Annotated in this window: 19 protein-coding genes; 15 read left to right on the forward strand and 4 right to left on the reverse strand. The window is 41.1% G+C overall.

Annotated elements, in window-relative coordinates:
• Nucleotides 1-35: 35 nt before the first annotated feature.
• Both M1J35_RS14135 and M1J35_RS14140 read left to right on the forward strand, forming a co-directional pair.
• On the forward strand, nucleotides 36-800 hold the full coding sequence (locus tag M1J35_RS14135) for an HAD family hydrolase (RefSeq protein WP_254651524.1): 765 nt from the start codon (nucleotides 36-38) through the stop codon (nucleotides 798-800).
• Complete coding sequence (locus M1J35_RS14140) at nucleotides 778-1,491, forward strand: nucleotidyltransferase domain-containing protein (protein ID WP_254651525.1); 714 nt, start codon at nucleotides 778-780, stop codon at nucleotides 1,489-1,491. The genes M1J35_RS14135 and M1J35_RS14140 overlap by 23 nt, the downstream gene beginning before the upstream one ends.
• Before the next feature lie 52 nt (nucleotides 1,492-1,543).
• On the opposite strand, the gene M1J35_RS14145 is transcribed toward M1J35_RS14140, so the two are convergent.
• Nucleotides 1,544-1,924 carry a sporulation protein gene (locus M1J35_RS14145; RefSeq protein WP_061809274.1) on the reverse strand — a complete coding sequence of 127 codons (381 nt, stop codon included), beginning with the start codon at nucleotides 1,922-1,924 and terminating at the stop codon, nucleotides 1,544-1,546.
• 366 nt (nucleotides 1,925-2,290) lie between these two features.
• Between M1J35_RS14145 and M1J35_RS14150 the strand changes: the two genes are divergently transcribed.
• From M1J35_RS14150 to M1J35_RS14180, 7 genes are all read left to right on the forward strand, one after another.
• Nucleotides 2,291-4,411 (forward strand): peptidoglycan D,D-transpeptidase FtsI family protein, encoded by a 2,121-nt coding sequence (locus tag M1J35_RS14150; protein ID WP_254651526.1) that lies wholly within the window; start codon nucleotides 2,291-2,293, stop codon nucleotides 4,409-4,411.
• Nucleotides 4,412-4,491: 80 nt separating this feature from the next.
• Complete coding sequence (locus M1J35_RS14155) at nucleotides 4,492-4,656, forward strand: hypothetical protein (protein WP_254651527.1); 165 nt, start codon at nucleotides 4,492-4,494, stop codon at nucleotides 4,654-4,656.
• A gap of 152 nt (nucleotides 4,657-4,808) precedes the next feature.
• Complete coding sequence (locus M1J35_RS14160) at nucleotides 4,809-5,375, forward strand: nucleotidyltransferase family protein (protein WP_254651528.1); 567 nt, start codon at nucleotides 4,809-4,811, stop codon at nucleotides 5,373-5,375.
• Between the two features lie 119 nt (nucleotides 5,376-5,494).
• Entirely contained in the window at nucleotides 5,495-6,001 is a 507-nt protein-coding gene (locus M1J35_RS14165) for a YjdJ family protein (RefSeq protein WP_254651529.1), read from the forward strand.
• 116 nt (nucleotides 6,002-6,117) lie between these two features.
• Complete coding sequence (locus tag M1J35_RS14170) at nucleotides 6,118-6,528, forward strand: MerR family transcriptional regulator (protein WP_254651530.1); 411 nt, start codon at nucleotides 6,118-6,120, stop codon at nucleotides 6,526-6,528.
• A gap of 42 nt (nucleotides 6,529-6,570) precedes the next feature.
• Entirely contained in the window at nucleotides 6,571-7,839 is a 1,269-nt protein-coding gene (locus M1J35_RS14175) for a hemolysin family protein (RefSeq protein WP_034759390.1), read from the forward strand.
• A 63-nt stretch (nucleotides 7,840-7,902) separates the two neighbouring features.
• Nucleotides 7,903-8,724: an EcsC family protein gene (locus tag M1J35_RS14180; protein WP_254651531.1), complete on the forward strand. Its 822-nt coding sequence runs from the start codon at nucleotides 7,903-7,905 to the stop codon at nucleotides 8,722-8,724.
• A gap of 124 nt (nucleotides 8,725-8,848) precedes the next feature.
• On the opposite strand, the gene M1J35_RS14185 is transcribed toward M1J35_RS14180, so the two are convergent.
• On the reverse strand, nucleotides 8,849-9,241 hold the full coding sequence (locus M1J35_RS14185) for an SET domain-containing protein (RefSeq protein ID WP_034759385.1): 393 nt from the start codon (nucleotides 9,239-9,241) through the stop codon (nucleotides 8,849-8,851).
• Between the two features lie 102 nt (nucleotides 9,242-9,343).
• Nucleotides 9,344-10,657: a D-alanyl-D-alanine carboxypeptidase family protein gene (locus M1J35_RS14190; RefSeq protein WP_254651532.1), complete on the reverse strand. Its 1,314-nt coding sequence runs from the start codon at nucleotides 10,655-10,657 to the stop codon at nucleotides 9,344-9,346.
• 270 nt (nucleotides 10,658-10,927) lie between these two features.
• On the opposite strand from M1J35_RS14190, the gene M1J35_RS14195 reads away from it, so the two are divergent.
• From M1J35_RS14195 to M1J35_RS14215, 5 genes are all read left to right on the forward strand, one after another.
• Entirely contained in the window at nucleotides 10,928-11,941 is a 1,014-nt protein-coding gene (locus M1J35_RS14195; protein ID WP_254651533.1) for a S66 family peptidase, read from the forward strand.
• A 97-nt stretch (nucleotides 11,942-12,038) separates the two neighbouring features.
• A complete protein-coding gene (locus M1J35_RS14200; RefSeq protein ID WP_254651534.1) occupies nucleotides 12,039-12,959 on the forward strand; it encodes an alpha/beta fold hydrolase in 921 nt (306 codons plus the stop codon).
• 12 nt (nucleotides 12,960-12,971) lie between these two features.
• Nucleotides 12,972-13,517: a GNAT family N-acetyltransferase gene (locus M1J35_RS14205; protein ID WP_224519981.1), complete on the forward strand. Its 546-nt coding sequence runs from the start codon at nucleotides 12,972-12,974 to the stop codon at nucleotides 13,515-13,517.
• Complete coding sequence (locus M1J35_RS14210) at nucleotides 13,514-14,542, forward strand: serine hydrolase domain-containing protein (RefSeq protein WP_254651535.1); 1,029 nt, start codon at nucleotides 13,514-13,516, stop codon at nucleotides 14,540-14,542. The genes M1J35_RS14205 and M1J35_RS14210 overlap by 4 nt, the downstream gene beginning before the upstream one ends.
• A gap of 200 nt (nucleotides 14,543-14,742) precedes the next feature.
• Nucleotides 14,743-15,132, forward strand: coding sequence for a CBO0543 family protein (locus M1J35_RS14215; RefSeq protein ID WP_254651536.1), 390 nt, complete (start codon nucleotides 14,743-14,745; stop codon nucleotides 15,130-15,132).
• A gap of 72 nt (nucleotides 15,133-15,204) precedes the next feature.
• Here M1J35_RS14215 and M1J35_RS14220 read toward each other — a convergent pair whose 3' ends face one another.
• Nucleotides 15,205-15,711, reverse strand: a complete 507-nt coding sequence (locus M1J35_RS14220; RefSeq protein WP_254651537.1) for a GNAT family N-acetyltransferase — start codon at nucleotides 15,709-15,711, stop codon at nucleotides 15,205-15,207.
• A 119-nt stretch (nucleotides 15,712-15,830) separates the two neighbouring features.
• Between M1J35_RS14220 and M1J35_RS14225 the strand changes: the two genes are divergently transcribed.
• Nucleotides 15,831-16,262 (forward strand): HIT family protein, encoded by a 432-nt coding sequence (locus M1J35_RS14225; RefSeq protein ID WP_254651538.1) that lies wholly within the window; start codon nucleotides 15,831-15,833, stop codon nucleotides 16,260-16,262.
• The last annotated feature ends 1 nt before the right edge of the window (nucleotide 16,263 follow it).

Consider the following 16,263-nt stretch of genomic DNA (forward strand, 5'->3'; position numbering starts at 1 on the left):
CTGTTTTTTAAAAAATGACAGGGAAGTATACTCATATGAAGCATTTATCATTGGAAAGATATGATTTAGTGTTATTTGATCTGGATGATACATTGTTCGATCACTCAGCTGCTTATAATAGAGGAGTGTATGAAACTATCCGTCAGTTCCCTATTCTGGAGGAACTCGATCAATTTGAATTTTTGAGGACATTTTCAAACCATAATCATCGTCTTTGGCCAGGGTTTTCCTCTAACGAGTTGAGTTTTCAGGAATTTTCAATCATGAGAATGGAGAACACTCTAGCTGATTTCAATATAAGTGTCACTGATACGGTTACTAAACAAATAGTAAAGACCTTTCAAGCCACCTATCTCCTTTCCATCAAACCTAATATAGAGGTAAAGATGTTCCTAAATGACTTAATGGAAAAGGTAATGATTGGGATTGTGACGAACGGTACTGTGTTTAATGCGTATGAAAAAATTGAGTGTCTGGAATTATCGGATATTTTCCCTGAATCCTCTGTCATTATTTCTGAGAGGATCGGTTACTCCAAACCACATGTAGAGATATTTCAACATGCGCTGGATGTCTTTAACTCAGAGGCTAAGAGAACCCTCTTTATAGGAGATAACTACTTCACTGATATTTTGGGGGCAGATTCCATTGGCATGGATACAGTTTGGATTAATAGATATGATTATGAAATTCCAAAAGAAGTTCACCCTGCCTATACTATCAAACATGTGTTAGATTTGCATGAACTTATCATACAGGGAGAAGGGAAGGCTAGATATGATAAGACTATCACCGATTGAAGCCGCAAAACTTTTCATCCATGAACAATTTCCCACCTGTCAAGCCGCCCTTCTCGGAGGAAGTGTCGTAAGAGGAGAAGAGACAGCAACATCGGATCTTGATATTGTCGTCATCGATGAACACCTCCAGACCGAGTACCGTGAATCCCTTATTTCCAACGGATGGCCGATAGAAGTATTCGTACACAATATGAAAACACTCCGACACTATTTCCAATCGGACTACAAACGGGCCCAACCCTCCTTACAAAAGATGGTGTCAGAAGGAATTCCACTCATTGACCACCCAATCATCGACACAATCAAACGAGAGGCGAATCATATGTTGAGGGACGGACCTCCCGAATGGTCAGCAGAAACCGTTCGGATGAAGAGATATTTTCTTACAGATGCCCTTGATGATTTAATCGGTTCGACGAATAGAGGGGAAAGTATTTTCATTGCGAACTCAATTGGGGAATTGCTTCATGAATTTGTGCTCAGATCGAATCGTCATTGGATAGGCTCTTCAAAATGGATCGTCCGTGCATTACATGAGTATGACCCGCAGTTTTCCAAGGAATTTGTATATGCTTTCGAACAATTTTATAGGGAAGATGACAAAATGGAAATTGTGAGGCTGGTCGATTCTGTTCTCCAAAGACATGGCGGAAGATTATTTGAAGGATTTTCAGTAGGGAAAGATCATTAAACTAGTTAACATTCAAAAGCCCTTCCGAATAGAAGGGCTCACATGTCTATCATTATACAAGAATCTGAAATTCATCGTGATCGACGCTGTTGACACCATCATCAAAGACAAGTCGGGTGACGAACTTATAAGAAACCGTCTCACTGCTTGGTGGAAATGCATCTGAAAGTCTGCACGAAAAGTGAATGGTCCGTTGCTCGTTTGCTTTCATCGTTGATGAGCTTAATATGGTATTCTGATGAAGAACAGAAGAACGTTTATCATCGTATTGTAAAAGATCTGTCTCAATCCTCTTTAATTTCTGCTCTACCCGACCGCCGGTGAGTTCATATTCACCCTTGATGACATCTCCTGGTCGAAACTCCTTCTTATTCAATACCAAATCAATTTTTGTAGCTCCAATACCGAACCTGCACATCAGTTTGCTAAACATAACAGCCTTCAACCTCTCAATCATCTAGTTACCAATTCTACGCATTAAGGAGAGCTTTGGTTTCATTTTTATTGCTTTGAATACGACTATATTCTAAAAGAAACGGAACCGATTTGTCTATACTCCTTCTTCGACATTTTTCGCAGTTAACCTTCACACATATGCATATTAACCCCTATATTTCACCATCAATATCCAACGAAGTAAAATTAATGGGTTTTATTCCATATAGAGGTAGAAATATAGTCGAATTTTCTATAAAATAGGACTAGAACATTATCATATTTTGGTAAAATACGAGCTTAAAAGGGGTTATACAAATTGAAGGAAAAGAAGAAAAAGAAAAAAACCCATGTCCCATTGAGAATGAATTTATTGTTTATTTCGGTCTTTTTTCTATTTTCACTTCTGATTCTTCGTCTTGGAATTGTACAAATCGTGCAGGGAAACCATTATGAAGCAGAAGTCGCAAGAACAGAAAATGTCAAATCTCATAATGGAACACCGCCGAGAGGGAAAATCTATGACCGTTACCGGAATGTCATCGTCGACAACGTTCCACTGAATGCCATTACATACACGAGAACGCAAACGACGAAGCCTAAAGATATGCTGAAGGTCGCTGAGAAATTAGCTGAATTGATTGAAATGGATACGGGTAAGATTACCGATCGTGACCGTCAGGATTTCTGGCTTCTCACTCATCCTGATAAAGCGGAAAAGCTGGTTTCAAAAGAAGAAATAAAGAAGCTGGAAGATGATGAAGAACTGGCGGAGGATGAGAGGAACAAGAAAATTTACGAAATGCAGCTTGAGAGAATCACTGAAAAGGATATCAACTCCTTTTCGAAACAGGAAGAGGAAGTACTGGCAATTTTCCGTGAATTCAATACGGGATATGCCCTTAGCCCACAGATCATCAAGAATAAAGATGTATCGATGGAAGAGATGGCGAGAGTGAGTGAACGATTATCTGAAATGCCCGGTGTGAACGTCACTACGGACTGGGAAAGAAAGTATGTGAATGATAGTACGCTGCGGACTATTTTGGGTAGGGTTTCCACCTCACAACAGGGGCTGCCAAGCGAACTTGTAAAAGAATATAAAGCTCAAGGATATGCTTTGAATGATCGGGTTGGAACGAGTTATTTTGAATCTGAGTATGAAAATATACTTAAAGGACAAAAGGAAGAAATCGAGTACATTACGAAAAATGGTAGCGTCCTTGATACACAGCTTGTAAGCGAAGGACATAGTGGTAAGGATGTTGTGTTGACAATTGACTTGCAGCTCCAGAAAGAAATTGAAAAGATTGTTGAAGAAGAGCTTAGCAAACAAGCCTCAAAATATTGGGAATCTCCGTTCCTGGACCGCGCATTCGTCGTCATGATGGATCCGCACACAGGTGAGATCCTCTCCATGGTAGGAAAGAAGTATGGTAAGGATGAAAACGGAAAGACAGAATTACAGGATTATGCTTTAGGAACGTATACTTCTGAATATGGGGTGGGATCTGCTGTAAAAGGTGCTACTGTGTTGACGGGGTATATGACTGGGGCGTTGAATGTTGGAGATGTACTTTATGATGAGCCGATTCGAATAGGTGATAATGTTAAAAAATCATGGTTTAATTATTCTAAATACTTTTCCGATATTCAAGCGTTAGAGATTTCTTCAAATGGTTATATGTTTAAAACAGCTATAAAGATCGCTAATGCAACATATCGGCCTGGTCAACCAATGGATATTGACGTAAAAGCATTTGACACAATGAGACATTATTATAGTCAGTTTGGTTTGGGTGTAAAAACAGGAATTGACCTCCCGGGAGAAGTTGAGGGATTAAAAGGAACAGAGAAAATTCCTGGTAAACTTTTGGACTTAGCCATAGGTCAATATGACTTATACACCCCTTTACAGCTAGTTCAATATGCATCAACAATTGCAAATGACGGTTATCGAATGCAACCCCATATCATGAAGGAAATTCGCGAACCCAGTCAGGAAAGAGGAAAAGTTGGTCCTCTTTTATATGAAAACTCATCTAAAGTATTAAACAGAATAGATGCAACTGAAAGACAAATTCAACAAGTCCAGCGAGGCTTCTATCAAGTTGCTCATGGTGTACATGGAACAGCAAATAACTTTAGAACAGCACCTTATGACGCAGCAGCAAAATCAGGAACTGCAGAGGCATTTTATTATAGTCCAGAGGAAAAAAGGCAGTATGAAACCTATAACACGACTTTAATTGGCTATGCACCATATGACAATCCTGAAGTAGCATTCTCAGTGGTTCTCCCATTTTCACATCAGGATAAAGATCCGTATGTAAACAAAACCATCGCCAAAAGGGCTATGGACAAATACTTCGAATTAAAAAAGCAATATGAAAAGCAAGGCTACTACAACTCTTCAACAGAAGAGAAAGTTCGTAATGCTGACCAGCTTGAAAACACAGAAGATCCTGAAACAACAGAAGAATAATTCAGTCAAATATGAAACCTGCCGTTTCTTCAAACGTATATATAGGTAAGGAAAGTATTCCTTATGGAGGTGCAGTGCACATGCTATGGTGGATTATAGGAATTGCCGTTGTGTTCGGTGTAATAAGTGGTCTTCTTAGAAGGAAGTTCTCCCAAACTACATTCGAAGCCGGTAATCAACATGAAAGGCAACTGCAGGAAGAAGAACGTGTGAAAGCGAGCAGCTGGTTTAACGGTGGGCAGTGATAGGAAAAATGCCAGGAAAAGTTTCCTGGCATTTTCTTTTGACAACATTGAAGGCTGAACCTAAAAACAATACATATGGTAACTGAATCTGAAATTCAAAGTAGATCGAATAACTTCAAAAGGAAGTAGAAATTGAATGAGGAGAGAAGAATGTGATCAAGTCAGAACATGATATTCTAGAGCTCGTTGAACAAGATTCCTGCATGATGGAAGTTCTTAAAACAGCACATAAACTGCACCTGCCTGACTGGTGGATCTGTGCAGGTTTCGTCAGGACGAAAGTGTGGGATACACTGCATGGGTATTCAAACAAAACGAACTTGCCTGATATTGATGTCGTGTATTTTGATGCTTCGAATACAGATGAACAATTTGAAAAATACGTAGAATCCAGATTGAAGGAGGAAGCTCCCTTCGAACCGTGGTCTGTGAAAAACCAGGCAAGAATGCATATAAAAAATGGAGAGGCGCCATATACCTCCACGATTGATGCCATTTCCCGTTTTCCGGAAACTGCAACCTCTATTGCTCTGAAGCTGAACGAGAAGAATGAGCTTATATTGGCAGCCCCTTGGGGGATAGAAGACTTGATTTCTTTACAAATAAAGCCGACTCCACCATTTAAAGAAAAAGAGGCACTGTCATCCATTTATGAAAAAAGAGTGCTGGAAAAACAATGGGATACCAAATGGCCAAAGGTGAAAGTTCATAGTATCTGAATTGAGGGACGGACCTCAATTGGGCACTTTATGTGGGGTTGAACCCTTAGTATAAAAGGACTTCCTTACATAAATACAGCAATTATTGAGTTCCGTCCCTCAAAGGAAAGGAGAAGGTTATGTCTATTAAAGATTGGTCACAGGTAGGAATCGGATTACTTGTCCTCGGTTTTTCGACTCTGGTTAGTTGGTATGAGGGGAGTGCTTTGTTGGACCATTCCTGGGAGTGGAGGTATTCGGCTCCTTTTAGTGAGATGATTCATGGAAGTGTGACGGGTTCGAGTGATATTGTAGGTCTTGATTTCTTTGTATATGCGGCGAAGTTCTCGCCACTTTACCCGGGGATGATGATAATCAGCGCCAGTTATCTTTTCATACTGATTGGATTTAAGTTATTTAAACAAACAGGTTTCCGGATTTTCCTCGCTCTGCTTGGTGCGATCTATCTTACGTTAAGTGTTGTCATTTCATCATCACCTACTGAGGGTGGGAACACATTATTCTGGTTGTTCCTAGTGGTGGGAGTATTGATGATAGTAGCAGCATGCGTCATGAAGTCCTTACAACCAATAGAGGGACGGACCTCAAAATACTTCACCATTTCAAGTGAAAATCCCTTGATATAAAGCATTTACCTCTAAAAATAGATAGATTATTGAGGTCCGTCCCTCAAACCGTAACGTTTAACTGTACGGTTTTGTTAAAATGCAGTATACTACTCTAGAGGTGATCACTTGGGAAGTTGTATCGAATAGGCGAGCTGTCGAAATTAAGTGAAGTTTCAAAGCGAACGATTGATTATTACACGAAAATGGGTTTATTAAAATGCGGCAGGTCCCGTAATAATTATCGATATTATCATGAAGAGGCATTAGCTGACTTGAAACTGATTGAACAATGTCAGCAGATGAAAATGACCTTACATGAAATCAAAGATCGTATGATTTTATTGAAATCCAATCAGGTGGATCAATCCGTGCTTGAAAAGCAGGTAAAACATATACGAAATGAAATGAAGCATTTGCATAATGAATTGCATGAAGTCCTTCAGGTGATGGATACATTAGGGGATGAAGATAAGAAGCGCATGCTGAAGCAGGTTTCCCCACAGGCTTTAGCCTTATTTCAAACATTAATGGTTTTTTCTGGTTAATCCAGCATAATAGATAAGCAACTACAGGAGAGTGACTTTTTTTTGGACGATATACCACTGAATTCATTAGTATTACTGGGAGCATTAATCCTTTTATCTGCCTTTTTCTCATCGGCGGAAACGGCTTACTCAAGTGTAAATAAGATCAGACTTAAGAATTTCGTAAGTGAAGGCAGAAGAGGAAGCATTAAAGCGCATTATATTGCTGAGAATTTTGACAAAGCCCTGTCTACGATATTAGTCGGGAACAATATCGTGAACATCGCGGCAGCTAGTATTTCAGCAAAGCTTGCGACAGATATTTTCGGAGGGAACACGGGTCTCGTCATCAGTACGTTTGTCATGACGCTGTTAATTTTGATTTTCGGAGAAATCCTCCCGAAATCCTTGGCTAAAGAAAACGCAGAAACGTATTCCCTGACCATATCCGGCGTGCTTTTTTTCTTAATCAAGGTCCTTACACCGATCAACTTCTTTTTTATTAAATTAAAAGAGCTGGTTTCGAAATTCTTCTCGAAAGATCACGAGATGCCGTCTGTCACAGAGGAAGAGTTAAAGGTGATGCTTGATATTAGTGAAGAAGAAGGAGTCATCGATAAAGAAGAAAGGGAGCTGATCCATCGCTCCATGGACTTTGATGATATCCTTGCTACCGAGGTCCTGACTCCCCGTATCGATGTCAAGGCCGTTGAAGTGAATCAGCCGATTGAAGAAATCAAGGAAATGTTCTTTGAAGAACGATTTTCGCGGATTCCTGTATACGAGGATCATATCGATAACATTATCGGAATTCTCTCGGAAAAAGAGTTCTTTACTCACTTGATCAAGTTCGGTGAAGTAAACATACGTGAATTGATCCGGGAACCAATGTTCATTTTTGAATCTGTTAAAATCTCTTCCCTTCTTACTAAGCTTCAAAAGAACAATGTGCACATGGCCATTGTAGTGGATGAATTTGGTGGAACCACCGGAATCATCACCCTTGAAGATATCCTGGAAGAGATTGTAGGGGAAATCTGGGATGAGCAGGATGAGAAAACTCATTCCATGAGGAAAATTAGCGATAAAGAATATCGATTCGATTCTCAATATCAATTGGATGAATTTACAGAGTTACTCGACGTACCAGAGCCTGAAAGCTCTTACCATACACTTGGGGGATGGGTCGTTGAAAGTTTCGAAGATCTTCCTTCAGAGGGTGACAGCTTCGATTATGAAAACTTAAAGGTGAGCGTAGAAGAAGTGGATAACCGCCGGGTACGCACAATCAAAGTGGAAATCTTAGAAGAAAAGACCGGTGACCTGGTTTAAAATACGTTAAAAAAACAGGCTTAGATGCCTGTTTTTTTATACGCAATCGAAAGGAGCTGTAACATGCATCAAGAAGAAACGAAAGAGGTCCTTTTAAAGGAACTGGAGGTGGTCAATGGATGGGCAGATGATCAAAAAGGATTGTGGTTCTGGGAGAAACTCGGCAGGATTCCATTCATGATTCTTGATCGGATCACCCCTCAAATGGTACATAATAAAATCGGGCAGGCCTTGGATGAGATAGGAAGCTACATCCAAAAAGGCGGGAGTCATCTCACAAGTGAGAAGGAAGTCCTAAATCGATTCATCAAAAAAACGGGAGAGTCTGATTTAACCCTCAAGAACATAGAAGCTCTTCCCCTTAGCTACATGGATCAAGTGAGCGAAGGAATTGTGGATCTGAGGAAAAAGGTAGCAATGACTCAAGGTGCCACTACTGGGATCGGTGGTTTTCTTACATTAAGTATCGATATCCCATTCATTCTGGGCATATCACTTAAAACCCTTCAAGAGATAGCCCTGTGCTACGGTTATGATCCCAATGATCAAGAGGAGCGCATTTTCATCATCAAATGCCTACAATTTGTTTCATCAGACATTGTCGGGAAACAAGCCATCCTTCAAGAACTGGAAGATTTTAATGGCGAGAAGAAGGATAAAAGAGAGCAAACCCTTTCCCAGCTGCAGGGGTGGAGGGAAGTGATGATCAGCTTTCGTGACAACTTTGGATGGAAAAAACTCTTTCAGATGATTCCCATCGCCGGTATCCTCTTCGGCTCCTTCATCAACAAATCCATGATCAAAGACATAGGAGAGACCGGTCGCATGCTATACCGTAAACGAAGGATCGTCGCGAAGCTGGAAGAGGGACGGACCTCTAATTAACATACTATTTTTATGATGAATTCAGGTTTTATCGGAATTCTTAATCGCATCTTTCGCATTTATTGAGGTCCGTCCCTTTATAAATGCAAAAAGGGACCTCCACATGGAAGTCCCTTTTTCTTTATTATTCTTCTTCATTCTTATCTTTATTAAACCAAAGTGGTTCATCATTATCCACTTCGCCATTGTAATTAATAAGCAGTTCTTCTCCGGCTTGAATATCTTTATAAGCATAAAAGTCGAAAGTATGATTATCAAAATTGATTTCGTAAACTGTATTCGGTGTATATGAATGGTTGAACAACATTCCGTATCCCAGTAGAAGTGCTGTGTGGTTGATTCCATATTCAAATACGTAATCCGCCAGGAACGTCTTCTCAATATGTTCATGTTCCTCGTTTGGGTATGGGATGACTGGTGCTTCATGAACCAGTTCTCCTTTGGCTATATCTCTTTTTGCAAAAACTCCACGATTAAGATCTCCGTCGCTAAGAGACGATAGTTTTACTTCGATCATTATGCCACCTGCTTTCTAAATCCTTGACTAAATAAGTTTGACACGAACGGGATAGAAAAGCAAACACTAAATCTAACCCGTACAATAAGGTTGGCCTGTCCGTTAGAAGAGATTACCGAAAAAATCCTGGATGCCACGTGCACTTCGGACAATCCAGCTCGCTTTCTTAACGGCTTCTGCAGCATATACATCCACTTTATAATCTGAGGTCTTCCTGTCAAAGATATATTCTTCTTTTTCATTTGTATCAATAACCAATTCCCCAATTTTTTCTCCTTTTTCAATAGGAGCTTGAAGGGACCCATCCTCGTTGACTTTTTGTTCATCAAGATTCAGTGTGGTTTTCACTTTGTCTTTCTCCTCATCCGTTAAGCGGATAGAGAGGGGTTTATCAACCTTTATTGTCACTTCCTGCTCTTTACCGTTCGGAACTGGTAGGCTATGCTTCTTTTTCTTTTCGATGCTGTCCAAGTCATAGGTTACAGTCTTAAATTCATCAAAACCGTAATCGAGGAGTTCTCTTGCTTGAATAAATCGTTGTGCACTGCTTGGCTGTCCATACTCATCCTTGGCGTCAAGAATGACAGTAATGTAACGAACACCATTTCTTTTTGCCGTTCCGGTAAAGGTGGAACCGGCAAATGGAGTCGTACCGGTCTTCAGACCGTCTGCGCCCTTGTAGTGATAGGATTTACCCTTTAACAGACCATTTGTATTTTTCATCACCAGTTCTTCACTCGTCCCAGGTCTGAATACTTTAGAAGTGAGACTTGATGTTTCCAATACTTCCGGAAAATCATGAATGAGGTAATAGGCAAGGGTTGCCATATCTTCTGCTGATACCATATTTTCATCATTCACATCGGTTCCTTCAGGATACATCCCCAGCATATCGTAGTTACTGAGCCCGGAGGAATTGACGAATTGATAATGTTCAAAGCCAAGTTCCTTCGCCTTGGCATTCATCATCTTCACAAATTTCCCTTCAGAACCTGCCACAACCTCAGAAAGCGCAATCGCGGCACCATTGCCGGACTTGATGACCATGGCATCATACAATTCCCTTACTGTATATTCTTCATTTGCCCTCAATGGAACATTGCTTAATCCCGGGGCATTGGCTAATTGATAAACTTTATCGCTTACTTTATACGTTTGATCCCATGTTATCTTTCCTTTTTCAATCGATTCTAACACAAGGTACTCCGTCATCATTTTCGTCATGCTCGCGATACCGAGTGCCTTGTCCTCATGTTCACTATAAACTATCTTTCCTGTATCTGCTTCTACTAATATTGCAGCATCTGCATTGATTTCAACTGTTGATTTACCATGCGCCGTCTGCTGAAAGGGCGTCATGGCCATAAATGATATCATCAAAACCGCCAGGCTTTGTTTCACCGTCTTCTTTTCCAAAATAGTACCTCCATAAAACCAATTTTACGCAACCAAATCATTCTACCATACAAACCTCCCAAACACCCCAAATCCCATGAACCTTTTCAAATCGTTCAAATTATTGTAAATAATTGTTGTACTGAGTGTACTGGGGGACGGACCTTCATCTATCAATCTGGGTTTACCATAATATGAACGGAGAAGGTCCGTCCCTCAAAATGGAAAATAATTCTTGTCCCCTTTCTACCAATCTGGTAAAATCGGGTAAACCACTGGGAGGGAATAAAGTTGATTACATATCCAATACTTAAGAAACATTCTAATGTGGGCGTAACAGCACCTTCTTCTGGCGTGCCACATGAGCTCCACGATTCACTGAAGAAAGCGATAGCAAAAATGGTTGAAGAGGGGTACAGGATAGAATGTGGTGAAACCGTTTGGAAGCAGCACAAGGCAAAGTCTGCTCCTGCTCACGAGAGAGCGGCCGAGTTAAATAAAATGCTTCAGGATGATTCAATCTCACTCATCATTCCTCCATGGGGAGGAGAGCTCCTTATAGAGGTCCTAGACTTAATCGATTATCAACAAATCAAGCCTAAGTGGGTACTCGGATATTCCGACATCAGTGCCCTCTTACTTGCATTAACTTTAAAGACAGGGATGGCGACGGCACATGGGACCAACCTCATTGACTTGAGAGGAGAGGCAACTGATCCTACAACTAAACAATGGGAGAATGTCCTTTCCACAGAAAGAGGCTCTTCAGTCACCCAATTCTCATCCCAGAAGTATCAAAAAGAATGGAATCATGAAAAGCCTTCACCACATGTATTTCATTTAACGGAGCCCACGGTCTGGAAAACGATTGGAGGCGGGAAGGTAGAAATGGAAGGACGAGTTCTTGGAGGCTGCATTGATGTGACCAGAAACCTTATCGGTACACCGTATGGGGATGTGGCTTCTTTCAGGGAGAAACATATAATCAATGAGCCGATTATGTGGTATTTCGAAAACTGTGAGATCAATACGGCAGATTTACGCCGTACACTGGTACAAATGAAACTCGCAGGATGGTTAGACCATACTGCGGGGTTGTTATTCGGAAGAAGTGCCGCAAATACCACGGTGGACGGCTATACAGCAGAAGATGTTTATCATGAAATCTCCGACGAATTACAAATTCCGGTTGTATATGATATCGACTGTGGTCATCAGCCTCCACAGATTACATTCATCAATGGGGCTTACGGGAAAGTAGAAGTTCAAGAGGGACAAGGGAAGGTAACACAAACCTTCCGATAAACATTCAATTAGAGGGACGGACCTTCATGAAACGGTTGCAGTTTACCATAATTAAAAGTATGAAGGTCCGTCCCTCTTAAAATAGGAGGTTTATGAAATGAAGGCGAATATGATGAGGGTCCGGGGAAAGGGTCTTCATGTTGAAACGTACGGATCTATTGAGAACCCGGCTTTGTTGTATTTACATGGTGGACCGGGGGAGAGCTGTTATGATTTCTCGTTTCATCAGGGTGAAAGGCTCGGAAAGGATTTATTTGTTGTCGCAATTGACCAGCGGGGTGTCTGCCGGTCGGAAGCCATTGAGGAAGGAGAACCTTTTGGCTTTCAAGATCTTGTTGAAGACTGTGAATCACTGAGGAGGGAGCTGGGAATAGATCGCTGGTCTGTCCTGGGGCATTCATTTGGAGGGTTCCTTGCTCTTGCTTATGGATCAAAGTATCAAGACTCCATCGACAGCCTTATCTTTGAATGTCCGACATTCGACTTTACCTTGACTTCCAAGGGGCTGCTCAAGAAAACGGCAGGCTTATTCGGAAAGTACAATCAACCTGAGCTTCAAGATAAAGCGATGAGTCTGGTGGATAAAGAGCTTACTCCGAAAGAATTCACAGAAATCTATATGAGTCTCAGTGATGAGCTCAAAGAACACAGAATGGAAATCTACACCCATAATTTTGATAACACAACAGATTACTATTCTACCTATACAGATGAAGAGTGGGATACCTTCTACGACCGTTCGGATTATCACTACCAACTTCTTCGTGAAGAAGGAATCATCTTTTCTAACTTATTAGAGAAGATTAAAGCCATCAAACTTCCTATGCTCCTTCTAACAGGGGAATATGACCCGGTCACATGTGATGAACATATACAAACGTTTCAACTGGATGCCGTTAACGGTAAAAGGGTCCATTTTAAACATAGCGGTCACACACCGCATTACGAAGAAGCAAATCACTTCACAGAAGTGGTGAAGAGGTTCATAAACACCAATAATCTTATAAAACAAAGATAAGGGGAAATAAAGATGTTTACGTATCAATTAAGCGATAAACTGGAATTAAGACTGCTTGATGTACAAGACGCAGAAAGGTTATTCGAACTGACAGATGGCTCCCGCTCCTATTTACGCGAGTGGCTCCCTTGGGTGGACTACTCAAAAACGGTGGAGGATTCGAAGGAATTCATTAAGGCGACCCGTCAAGGTTTTGCCAATAATAAGAGTTTGACAACTGCGATCGTTTATCAAAATGAAATCGTCGGTGTTGCGGGATTCAATGAACTGAATTGGTCTAATAATGTCGCCTATATCGGCTATTGGCTGGGGGAAGGCTATCAAGGGAAAGGAATCATGACGACCGTTGCAAAAGGGCTGACGAGCTATGCCTTTGATTATTATAAAATGAATAAAGTCGAAATAACTGCTGCTGAATTTAACAAACGGAGCCGCAGCATCCCGGAAAGGCTCGGATTTGTAGAGGAAGGGAAGCTGAGACAGAGGGAATGGCTTTACGATCACTATGTAGATCATGTTGTTTATGGAATGTTAGCGGAAGAATGGGGAAGAGAGTGAATGAAATCGAACACCGTGCAGAGGAACTGATTTCCTGGGTGGAAGATATCAAAGAAAAAAATGGAAGCTCTGCCGGCGCACTCTATATCCTTAAAGATAATCATGTAGTCGTTGAGCATTATAGCGGACATCATTCCCACGAAGAGGATGCGAGGAATGTCCAAGCCGATTCACAATTCAATGTGGCTTCTGCACGAAAGAGCTATTTAGGACTTGCCGTTTCCCTTGCGTTGTTTGAAAAATACATCGAGAGCTTAGACGATCCCATTTCTAATTACATGCCTGAATTGGATCCTGACAAGGTGAGTGGTACGACCATCAGGCACCTTGTCACTCATTCTCACGGACTTCATATCGATGAGAAGGGGGATTGGTACAGAGAATTCGAGGCAGGGACCGGCTGGGCTTATCGTAACATCGGAGTGGAGATTTTGACCGAAATGATTCAGCGACTTTACGGAAAAGGGTTTCCTCAACTATTGGACGAACGGATATTTTCACGTATCGGATTAAAAGAAACGGGCTGGCGGACTGAACCCGCCGCAAACCTTGTGAACATTATCGGAGAAGTAACGGAACCATCTCTTTCCGGACTGGGGACGACCAAAGATGGTAAAGAAAAAAATCTATTCGTTTCGGCGCGGGAATTTGCCCTTTGGGGACAACTCCATCTGCAAAAGGGCAGGATGCACGATGAACAGGTTGTTCCACCCCAGGTGATCGAGTTATCTACCTCGATCCAAAATGGATCGTATCATGACCCGTCGCTCCCCGATAATGGCCTTTTTTGGTATGTACAAGGAGATGCACGAGCGAGAAGCGAAATGGGGGAACGGGTACCTCATGATTCGTATCAAATACTTGGTGTGACGGGACCAACACTTCTTGTCATCCCATCTTTAAACGTTGTGGTGGCAAAGATGTATAATAAGCGCTATAACTACGGTGGGGAGGACTATCTTCACTACCTAAGAGAGTTCAGCAACAAAGTAGCGGATTTATTTACAGGCAGCGGGCAGCCGTGAAAATAACCCAAATTCAAATTTGGGAATGAATTTCCATATTGAAGGGTACACTATGACCAATTATATGTATCATACTATGGGGGGATCCCATGTTTCATATTGCCGTGATTGTATTGGTTGTTCTTAGTTCCTTGAAATGGGGATCTTGGAGTAGGTGGAGGGAGTTTCTTCCCACCATCTACTATTTTAGTTTTTTTAATATGTTTTATCAGTATCTGAGCTACACAGTGAAGGCCGTGTGGGAATTAGACGGTTTTTTTGTCAATATGTTTGTGACGGATACGCTTTATACAATGGTTGCTTATCCTTGCCTTGTCGTTCTGTTCTTGAGCCATTATCCTGAAGAATGGAGAATCAAGTTCGTCTATTATCTGAAATATATCGGTGTTGCCACGTTGATTGAATGGGCTGCGGGGAAAACCGATTCCATAGAATATTTTGAAGGATGGAATCTATGGTGGACGGTGCTCTTTTATTGTATTATGTTCCCAATGCTTCGCCTTCATTACCTGAATCCGATAAAGGCCTTTATTGCATCCATTTTCGTTGTCACTTTTCTTTTAATCAGCTTCGATTACCATGTATTATGAAAAACGGTGAATCTCTTTTTTGAGACCCACCGTTTTAAAAATGATGCACCATCCGCTTTTTCAATCAGAGCATCACGATAAAAACATAACCATCAACTCTTCATCGTAGTACTCCTCATTATATTTCAATGCTCTCTTTTCAGTACCATATGGTTTGAAACCACACGAATGATAAAGTCCTTTTGCTGTTTCATTGGTGGTGACGACTGTGATCATCAGCTGTTCAATGCCTTCTGTTTCCTTTGCAAGGTTTATGGCCCTTTCCAGAAGTCGTCTTGCCAATCCTTGCCCCCTTTGTGCCGGTGTGACATACATGGCATAAATGGAAGCTTTATGGTTCATTTTTAATGCCGATTCCCGTACCATCGTAACTGCCCCTGCCAATTTTTTTTCAACAAAGAGGCCAAAGGTGAAACTTTCATTGCTCGAAAGCCTCTTTTTTGTCATTTCTATTGGATTTTGACGCTGGAGTGCCTCTTCATAGCTGCTGCCAAAGCTAGAAGGACTCTCCTTCAGCATCTCTAACCTAAGGTTCCAATAGTCTTTCGCATGTGTTTCATTAAGTAATGTAATTTCCATTATTTTCTGATATCCTTTCCATTACGTGATATGATGATAGAAGAAATGCTGCTATGCAACAATGTTCGACACTGTTTATAAAAGTCCTTTAAAATCCACTGTGTATTGGAGGAGTCCAAATGAAAAATTGTCTCGGTTGCCGACTTTCAAATCAGGAAGAGAACGTACATATCATATATGAAAATGAATTTGTCACCTGTATACTGGATCATGTTCCCCACCATGCAGGTCATACACTAATCCTTCCAAAGAAACATAAAGTGGAAGTGACAGAACTGGATGAACAGGAAAGTCTCTCTGTTATCACAGCCTCACAATTGGTTGCACGTACCATCCATGCATTATATGAACCGAATGGCGTGACAATTTGTCAAAATGGGGGTACCTACAATGAGTTAACACATTATCACATGCATGTGATTCCACGAAATGAAGAAGCAGATCACTTTGGTGATATGTTTTATGGACATGCCCGGGTAGAAGAACCCAACGAATCGTTGGAGGAAACACACGGAAAAATGAAAACATACATCACTGGATTACTAGAATAGG

The sequence above is a fragment of the Rossellomorea sp. KS-H15a genome (genome assembly GCF_024195245.1).
Lineage (GTDB): Bacteria > Bacillota > Bacilli > Bacillales > Bacillaceae_B > Rossellomorea > Rossellomorea vietnamensis.

Excerpts from the sequence above, each read along its gene's own strand:
- M1J35_RS14200 (WP_254651534.1), top strand. The coding sequence starts at position 12,039 with ATGAAGGCGAATATGATGAGGGTCCGGGGAAAGGGTCTTCATGTTGAA.
- M1J35_RS14135 (WP_254651524.1), top strand. The coding sequence starts at position 36 with ATGAAGCATTTATCATTGGAAAGATATGATTTAGTGTTATTTGATCTG.
- M1J35_RS14205 (WP_224519981.1), top strand. The coding sequence starts at position 12,972 with ATGTTTACGTATCAATTAAGCGATAAACTGGAATTAAGACTGCTTGAT.
- M1J35_RS14215 (WP_254651536.1), top strand. The coding sequence starts at position 14,743 with ATGTTTTATCAGTATCTGAGCTACACAGTGAAGGCCGTGTGGGAATTA.
- M1J35_RS14165 (WP_254651529.1), top strand. The coding sequence starts at position 5,495 with ATGTCTATTAAAGATTGGTCACAGGTAGGAATCGGATTACTTGTCCTC.
- M1J35_RS14140 (WP_254651525.1), top strand. The coding sequence starts at position 778 with ATGATAAGACTATCACCGATTGAAGCCGCAAAACTTTTCATCCATGAA.
- M1J35_RS14155 (WP_254651527.1), top strand. The coding sequence starts at position 4,492 with ATGCTATGGTGGATTATAGGAATTGCCGTTGTGTTCGGTGTAATAAGT.
- M1J35_RS14185 (WP_034759385.1), bottom strand. The coding sequence starts at position 9,241 with ATGATCGAAGTAAAACTATCGTCTCTTAGCGACGGAGATCTTAATCGT.
- M1J35_RS14180 (WP_254651531.1), top strand. The coding sequence starts at position 7,903 with ATGCATCAAGAAGAAACGAAAGAGGTCCTTTTAAAGGAACTGGAGGTG.
- M1J35_RS14220 (WP_254651537.1), bottom strand. The coding sequence starts at position 15,711 with ATGGAAATTACATTACTTAATGAAACACATGCGAAAGACTATTGGAAC.
- M1J35_RS14145 (WP_061809274.1), bottom strand. The coding sequence starts at position 1,924 with ATGTTTAGCAAACTGATGTGCAGGTTCGGTATTGGAGCTACAAAAATT.
- M1J35_RS14225 (WP_254651538.1), top strand. The coding sequence starts at position 15,831 with ATGAAAAATTGTCTCGGTTGCCGACTTTCAAATCAGGAAGAGAACGTA.
- M1J35_RS14150 (WP_254651526.1), top strand. The coding sequence starts at position 2,291 with ATGAATTTATTGTTTATTTCGGTCTTTTTTCTATTTTCACTTCTGATT.